This window comes from Amycolatopsis circi, from assembly GCF_003385235.1.
Taxonomy (GTDB): Bacteria; Actinomycetota; Actinomycetes; order Mycobacteriales; family Pseudonocardiaceae; genus Amycolatopsis; species Amycolatopsis circi.
This window is the reverse complement of sequence record NZ_PQIA01000122.1, coordinates 22,961-29,815: the sequence shown is the minus strand read 5'-3', so window position 1 is coordinate 29,815 and position 6,855 is coordinate 22,961. Positions and strand designations below refer to the sequence as shown.

7 protein-coding genes are annotated in these 6,855 nt (G+C 70.4%); 6 read left to right on the top strand and 1 reads right to left on the bottom strand.

The genetic code is table 11. The features are described from left to right. Window positions 1-434: 434 nt before the first annotated feature. A complete protein-coding gene (locus D0D37_RS36165) occupies window positions 435-1,325 on the bottom strand; it encodes a DMT family transporter (RefSeq protein WP_116205078.1) in 891 nt (296 codons plus the stop codon). Between the two features lie 43 nt (window positions 1,326-1,368). On the opposite strand from D0D37_RS36165, the gene D0D37_RS36160 reads away from it, so the two are divergent. The 6 genes from D0D37_RS36160 to D0D37_RS36130 all read left to right on the top strand — a co-directional run bounded on the left by D0D37_RS36160 (window position 1,369) and on the right by D0D37_RS36130 (window position 6,841). Next, the gene (locus D0D37_RS36160; RefSeq protein ID WP_116205077.1) at window positions 1,369-1,869 is read left to right on the top strand and encodes a DinB family protein; all 501 of its coding nucleotides are present in this window, start codon (window positions 1,369-1,371) and stop codon (window positions 1,867-1,869) included. Between the two features lie 24 nt (window positions 1,870-1,893). Further along, window positions 1,894-2,604 (top strand): MBL fold metallo-hydrolase, encoded by a 711-nt coding sequence (locus D0D37_RS36155; RefSeq protein ID WP_116205076.1) that lies wholly within the window; start codon window positions 1,894-1,896, stop codon window positions 2,602-2,604. Window positions 2,605-3,191: 587 nt separating this feature from the next. Continuing rightward, window positions 3,192-4,004, top strand: a complete 813-nt coding sequence (locus tag D0D37_RS36145) for an ABC transporter permease (RefSeq protein ID WP_116205074.1) — start codon at window positions 3,192-3,194, stop codon at window positions 4,002-4,004. Continuing rightward, window positions 3,989-4,693: an ABC transporter ATP-binding protein gene (locus D0D37_RS36140; RefSeq protein ID WP_116205073.1), complete on the top strand. Its 705-nt coding sequence runs from the start codon at window positions 3,989-3,991 to the stop codon at window positions 4,691-4,693. The genes D0D37_RS36145 and D0D37_RS36140 overlap by 16 nt, the downstream gene beginning before the upstream one ends. Beyond that, a complete protein-coding gene (locus D0D37_RS36135; protein WP_162834638.1) occupies window positions 4,680-5,690 on the top strand; it encodes an ABC transporter substrate-binding protein in 1,011 nt (336 codons plus the stop codon). Before D0D37_RS36140 ends, D0D37_RS36135 begins: the two co-directional genes overlap by 14 nt. Further along, on the top strand, window positions 5,687-6,841 hold the full coding sequence (locus tag D0D37_RS36130; RefSeq protein ID WP_116205072.1) for an LLM class flavin-dependent oxidoreductase: 1,155 nt from the start codon (window positions 5,687-5,689) through the stop codon (window positions 6,839-6,841). Before D0D37_RS36135 ends, D0D37_RS36130 begins: the two co-directional genes overlap by 4 nt. The last annotated feature ends 14 nt before the right edge of the window (window positions 6,842-6,855 follow it).

Sequence of the window (6,855 nt, the reverse complement as noted above, 5' to 3'; positions counted from 1 at the left end):
GCTGGTGACCACGACCGCACCTACGGCTGGCCGAGTGCGCCGGTGGCCTGCGGGGCGTGCTGGGCAGCGTGGCCTGGCCAGCCGTAGGTGCGGTCGTGGTCACCAGCGCCTCCGCGGGGTTGGCGGCGAGGGCGGGTTTCGGGTGGCCGGTGATGGCACCGCACAGGAGGACCCGACCGGTCGTGGGTGCGGTGGCGGTCACCGATGTCTTCGCATCGGGCGAGCGAAGGCCGGTCGGCTGGGCCGGTCTCCGCGGACCGGTGGGCGTGCTGGGCAGCGCGCCGCCTTCGGCCGTGGGTGCGGTCGTGGTCACCAGCGCCTCCGTTCTTGCGGGCGAGGCTGGTCCCGTTCGCCGATTGCTCCCGTTCGTCCCGCCAGTTGTGAAGGCTAGCCTAACCTTCGATGGGCGGTCGCGGGGCGCTGGGAGGTGCGGCCTACCGGTGGGCGTCGTGTCCGGCGGGCTCTGCCTCGGGCGGCTGTTCTCCGGACGGGGCGACGGCCGGTTCGGGTTCGCCGAATCGGGCCAGCGCCAGTGCGGCGGCGACCGCGAGGACGAAGCCGATCAGCGCGACAACGGCGAAGCCGGGCCGGGTCCGGTCGCCGAGCAGGACGACGCCGATCAGCGACGGCATGACGGTTTCGCCGAGCACCATCATCGCGGTGGCGGTGGTGACGCTGCCGCGTTGCAGCGCGGTGGCGAAGAACAGCATGGCCAGCCCGCCCGCGACGGCGACGACGTACAGCGCGGGGTCGCGCAGCAGGTCGAGCGGCGCGAGGCTCGGGATGACCCGTCCGGCCACCGCGACCAGGCCGAAGCACAGTCCGGCGACCAGCCCGAGGCCCGCGGTGCGGACGCGGTCGCTGGCGCGTCCGACGAGCAGCCCGGCGATCCCGAGTACGACAGCGGAGCCGGCCAGCGTCAGACGGAAGCCCAAGCCGACCTCGCTGGAGCCCTCGCTCTCCGCTGACGAGCCGAGCAGCGCGAGCCCGGCGCAGACGACGCCGACGGCGGTCCATTCCCGTGCCCCGAGCCGGACTCCGAACACCCGCACCGCGACGGCCGTCACCGCGAGGCTGGCGGCTTGCGTGGCCTGCACGAGAAACAGCGGCAGGACGTGCAGGGCGGCGATCTGCGCGACGAACCCGACGCCGTCGAGCAGCAGGCCGACGACGAACTTCCACTGCCGCAGCACCCGCAGCAGCAACCGCGGGTCGATCCCGGAGCCGCCCTCGTCGGGTGCGGCCTTCGCGGCCACAGCCTGCATCACCGAAGCGACGCCGTAGGCCACCGCGGACAGCAGCGCGCACAGAAATCCCCACACCATGACGCCGAGCGTATTCCTCTCTGGTCCCCGTAGGGTCGGGGCCATGGCGGAGGAAGAGCGCGTCTGGCCGGATCCGCTCGACGGCGACGAGCTGACCGTGCAGACGCGGTTCCTGGACTTCCTCCGGGCGACCGCGGTGCAGAAAATCACCGGGTTGACCCGGGCGCAGGCAGCCGCGACGCCGTTGCCGAGTTCGCCGCGGACCAGCGCGCTGGGCGTGCTCAAGCACCTGACCGCGGTCGAACGGTGGTGGCTGGTGATCGAGGCGGGCGGGTCCGACGAGCCTTCTCTGTGGCCGGGGTCGCCGGATCCGAGCTGGGATTTGACTCCGGAAGACGGCGTCGCCGGGGTGGTCGCGGCGTATCGCGCCGAGTGGGAGCGGTCGGCGGCGGCGTTGGCCGGGCTGACGCCGGAGGATCGGACGCGGCGGTCGGGGGAGTTCACCGTCCGGTGGGTCTTGGCGCACGTGCTGCAGGAGACCGCGCGGCACATCGGGCACCTCGACGCGCTGCGGGAACTCGCCGACGGCTCCGTGGGGGAGTGAACGACGACCGTTAGGCTGCGGGGCATGGCAGACCAGCTCTACTTCCGCCAGTTGCTCGCCGGCCGCGACTTCGCCGTCGGGGATCCCGTCGCGACCCAGATGGTGAATTTCGCTTACCTGATCGGGGACCGCGAGTCGGGCGAGGCGGTGCTGGTCGACCCGGCTTACGCGGTGGGCGACCTGGTCGAGACGCTGGAAGCCGACGGGATGCGGCTGACCGGCGTGCTCGCGACGCATCATCACCCCGACCACGTCGGCGGCGACATGATGGGCTTTTCGCTGCCGGGGATCGCGGAACTGCTCGCGCTGCGGCCGGTGCCGATCCACGTCAACGCGCAGGAAAGCGAGTGGGTGCGCCGCGTGACCGGCGTGTCGGACACGGATCTGCGCGCGCACGAGCACGACGACGTCGTGACGGTCGGCTCGATCGACATCCGGCTGCTCCACACGCCGGGGCACACTCCGGGAAGCCAGTGCTTCCTGGTCGGCGACCGGCTGGTTTCCGGGGACACGCTGTTCCTGGAGGGCTGCGGCCGCACCGACTTCCCCGGCGGCGACGCGGACGCGATTTTCCGCAGCCTGCAATGGCTGGCGACCCTGCCGGGAGATCCGGTGGTGTATCCAGGACACCAGTATTCGCCGGAGTCCTCGGCGTCGCTGTCGCGGGTGAAGGGGACGAATTTCGTGTTCCGGCCCCGGTCGCTGGAGGAATGGCGGCTGATGTTCGGCGGCTGAGCCGAGTTTTGGCTCGGGCCGGGGTCGGCGCCGTGCTCGTGGGGCGGGCACGGGCAGGGTGCGCCGACAGGGCATGCGGTGCGGGTTCGGGGCGAAGAACGCTTGCAGTACCTGGGAAATGAACATAGTGATCTTGTACCGCACGGCACCGACAATTTTGTGCTGAGCCCGGACCGCCGGTGTTCAACTCGGTGGCTGGGCCGATGATGCTGTGCAGGATCGGCTGGTCGCCGTAGCGGCTGGCGCTCCCCGGACGCGGTCGGCGCTGCCTAACTGGAGCACCTGCGTAAGCGCCTGAGCCGCCCCATATTCGGCAGCGGCGCGGGAAACCCGTCCCGCATCCCGGGCATCCGCCGACCCGCGCGGTGCACAAACCCCGTACACCGCCGCGCCGGTTCCAGCCCGTGAGAGCCGCCCGGCGCGACATTGACTTCACCCGTCCGGGGATCGAAGCTCGGGGGCATGAAGCGCGGCGTCCTCCTCGTGTGCCGCCTGCACGTCGACCTCCGGCAGCAGGCGAGCGCGGTCTGTCCGTCCTGCCGCTGAATCCCTTTCCCTGAACCGAAAACCCCACCCGGGAGAAATCCGTGTCGATTTCCACCACGGGCGTGCTGCCGCGCGCCGAAACGGCCGCGCCGAAGCGCGCGCCGCGGCGGTTGCCGTCGCTGCGGCGCTGGATCAGCCCGGTCGTGCTGGTCGCGGCGTGGCAGATCGCCAGCTCGACCGGCGCGTTGCCGCCCGACAAACTCAGTTCGCCCTGGACCGTCCTGCAAGCCGGCGTCGACGTCGCCCGCAGCGGCGAACTCGGCAGCGCCTTCGTCGTTTCGCTGGGCCGCGTAGGCGCGGGATTCGCGCTCGGCGCGTTGGCCGGGCTCCTGCTCGGGGCCGTCGCGGGATTGTCCCGCTGGGGCGAGGCGCTGGTCGACCCGCCGGTGCAGATGCTGCGCACCTTGCCGTTCCTCGGCTTGATCCCGTTGTTCATCCTGTGGTTCGGGATCGGTGAAGAAACCAAGATCGTGCTGGTGGCGCTGGGTGTGGCGTTTCCGTTGTACCTGAATGTCCACTCGGGAATCCGCACCGCCGACCCGCAGCTCGTGGAAGCCGCGAGGGCGCTCGGATTCACCCGCGGGGAACAGTTGTGGCACGTCGTTTTGCCGGGTGCGTTGCCGCAGGCGCTGGTCGGGTTGCGGCAGTCGCTCGGGGTCGCGTGGCTGGCGCTGATCGTCGGCGAGACGGTCAACGCGGACGCCGGGATCGGTTACCTCATCAACAATGCCCGCGAGTTCCTGCGCACCGACGTCGTGGTGGTCGGGCTCGTGGTCTACGCCGTGCTGGGCCTCGTCACCGACGCGCTCGTCCGGCTGCTCGAAAGGAGGGCCTTGCGATGGCGAGCCCGGTAGTCGAGGTCCGCGACCTCGCGAAGAAGTTCGGCGACCGTACTGTCCTCAATAGACTGAACCTGGACATCGGCCGCGGAGAGTTTGTCGCATTGCTCGGGCGGAGCGGGTCCGGGAAGTCGACGCTGCTGAAGGTGCTGGCTGGGCTGGACCAGGAGATCGAGGGCACCGCGAGCGTCGACGGGACGGTTTCCGTCGCGTTCCAGCAGCCGCGGTTGCTGCCGTGGCGCAAGGTCTGGCGCAACATCGTGCTCGGCCTGCGCCACGACAACGATCGCGCTGTCGCGGAGAAAGCCCTGGCCGAAGTGAGGCTGGCGGAGCATGCCGACAAATGGCCGCTGACGCTCTCCGGCGGTGAGGCGCAACGGGTTTCGCTCGCCCGGGCGCTGGTCCGCGAACCGGATCTGCTGCTGCTCGACGAACCGTTCGGCGCCCTCGACGCGTTGACCCGGCTGGCGATGCACCGTCTCGTCGAGGATTTGTGGCGTACGCACCAGCCCGCAGTACTGCTGGTGACCCACGACGTCGACGAAGCGCTCGTGCTCGCCGGCCGGATCCTCGTCCTGGGCGAAGGGCACATCGTCGCCGAACACGTCCTCGGCCAGCCGCGCCCGCGGAAGGCCGCCGATAATGCCGAGGTGCGCAGCCGCGTCCTGGCCGATCTGGGAGTGACCGAAGGTGCACCTGCGTAACGTCCTGGCTGCGGCGCTTCTGCTGACCGGGCTCGCCGCCTGCTCGTCGTCCGCTTCGGACGGTCGCGCACCGGTGCCCGCCGCGGTGTCGCCCGCGGAGCTGAAGAAGGTCACGCTCCGCGTCGGCGACCAGAAAGGCGGGGTGAAATCCCTGCTCACGGCGGCGAATCAGCTGAGCGGGACGCCGTACCGGATCGAATGGTCCACGTTCACGTCCGGGCCGCCGTTGCTGGAGGCGGCGTCCGCGGGGGCAATCGACGTCGGCCGGGTGGGCAACACGCCGCCGATTTTCGCGGCGGCATCGAAGGCGAAGATTTCCGTGGTGAGCGTGGCGAAGAGCAACGTGGAGCGGGAGGCCGTTCTGGTTCCGCCGGATTCTCCGCTGACTGATGTCGCGTCCTTGCGGGGCAAAACCGTCGGTGTGGCTAAGGGGAGTTCGGCGCACGGGCAGCTGCTCAACACGCTGAAGAAGGCTGGTCTCTCCACAAAGGACATCAAGATCTCGTTCCTGCAGCCGTCCGAGGCGTTCGCCGCCTTCACCCAGCGCCAGATCGACGCGTGGTCGATCTGGGATCCGTACACCGCGCAGGCCCAGCTCGACGCCCACGCCCGGGTGCTCGCCGACGGTCGCGGCGCGTCCAACGGGCTGGCCTTCGAGACCGCCAGCACGACCGCGCTGGCTGATCCGGGCAAGAACTCGGCCGTCAAGGACTTCGTGCAACGCGTGGTGAAAGCCCAGCTGTGGGCCAACTCGCATCCCGACGAATGGGCGCGCGCGTGGGCGGCGGAAACCGGGTTGAAGCCGGAGGTAGCTCAGAAAGCCGTGTCCGCCGGACGGGACCGGCCGATTCCGCTGGACGATTCCGTCGTCGCATCCGAACAACAGCTGGCCGACGCGTTCACGAACGAGGGCACGCTGCCCGGGAAGGTCGACTTCGCGGCGTTCGTCGACCGCCGTTACGGGCCCGACATCGAGGCCGCGAGGAGGAACGGATGAGCGTCACACTGCACTGGTTCCTGCCGACCACCGGGGACGGCCGGACGATCGTGGAACGCTTCCACGCCAACAAATCCCAGGGCCCGAGCGCGCAGCGGCCCGCCGATCTGGACTATCTCGCGCAGGTCGCCCGCGCGGCCGAGCGGCTCGGCTTCGAGGGCGTGCTGACGCCGACCGGGACCTGGTGCGAGGACGCCTGGCTGACCACCGCCGCGCTGATCCGCGAGACGAACCGGCTGAAGTTCCTGGTCGCGTTCCGCCCGGGCGTCATTTCGCCGACGCTCGCCGCCCAGATGGCGGGCACCTTCCAGCGGCTGTCCGGTGGGCGGGTTCTGCTGAACATCGTGACCGGTGGCGACGCCATCGAACAGCGCCGCTTCGGCGACTGGCACGACCACGACGCCCGCTATGCCCGGACCGACGAGTTCCTGACGATCGTGCGCGGCGTGTGGTCGGGCAAGCCGTTCGATTTCACCGGCGACCACCTGCGCGTCGAAGGAGCTACGACGCTCGCCGCGCCGGATCCGGTGCCGCCGCTGTATTTCGGCGGTTCGTCGGCGGCGGCGCTCCCGGTCGCCGCGCGGCACGCCGATGTGTACCTGACCTGGGGCGAACCGCCTGCGCAAGTGGCGGAGAAGATCGGCAAGGTGCGGGAACTGGCGGAGCAGGAGGGCCGGACGATCCGGTTCGGCGTCCGGCTGCACACGATCGCGCGCGACACCTCGGCGGAGGCTTGGGCGGAGGCGCAGAAGCTGCTGGACGCGTTGACTCCGGAGCAGATCGCCAAGGCGCAGTCGCAGCTGGCGGCGAGCGAGTCGGTGGGGCAGCGGCGGATGGTCGCGCTGCACGGCGGCAAGTCCGGGACGACCGCGCGGGATCTGGAGATCCATCCGCATCTGTGGGCGGGGATCGGCCTGGTTCGCGGCGGTGCGGGGACTGCGCTCGTGGGCAGTTACGCCGAGATCGCCGATCTGGTCGAGGAGTATCACGACGCTGGGGTGTCGGAGTTCGTGCTGTCCGGATATCCGCATTTGGAGGAGGCGTACTGGTTCGGAGAGGGGGTGCGGCCGGAGCTGGCGCGGCGCGGGTTGCTGGACGAGGTTCCGGTGGTGCGGGCGGTGCCGGGGGAGCAGGCGGTGGCTGCGCAGTAGGGAGGGTCGTGAGT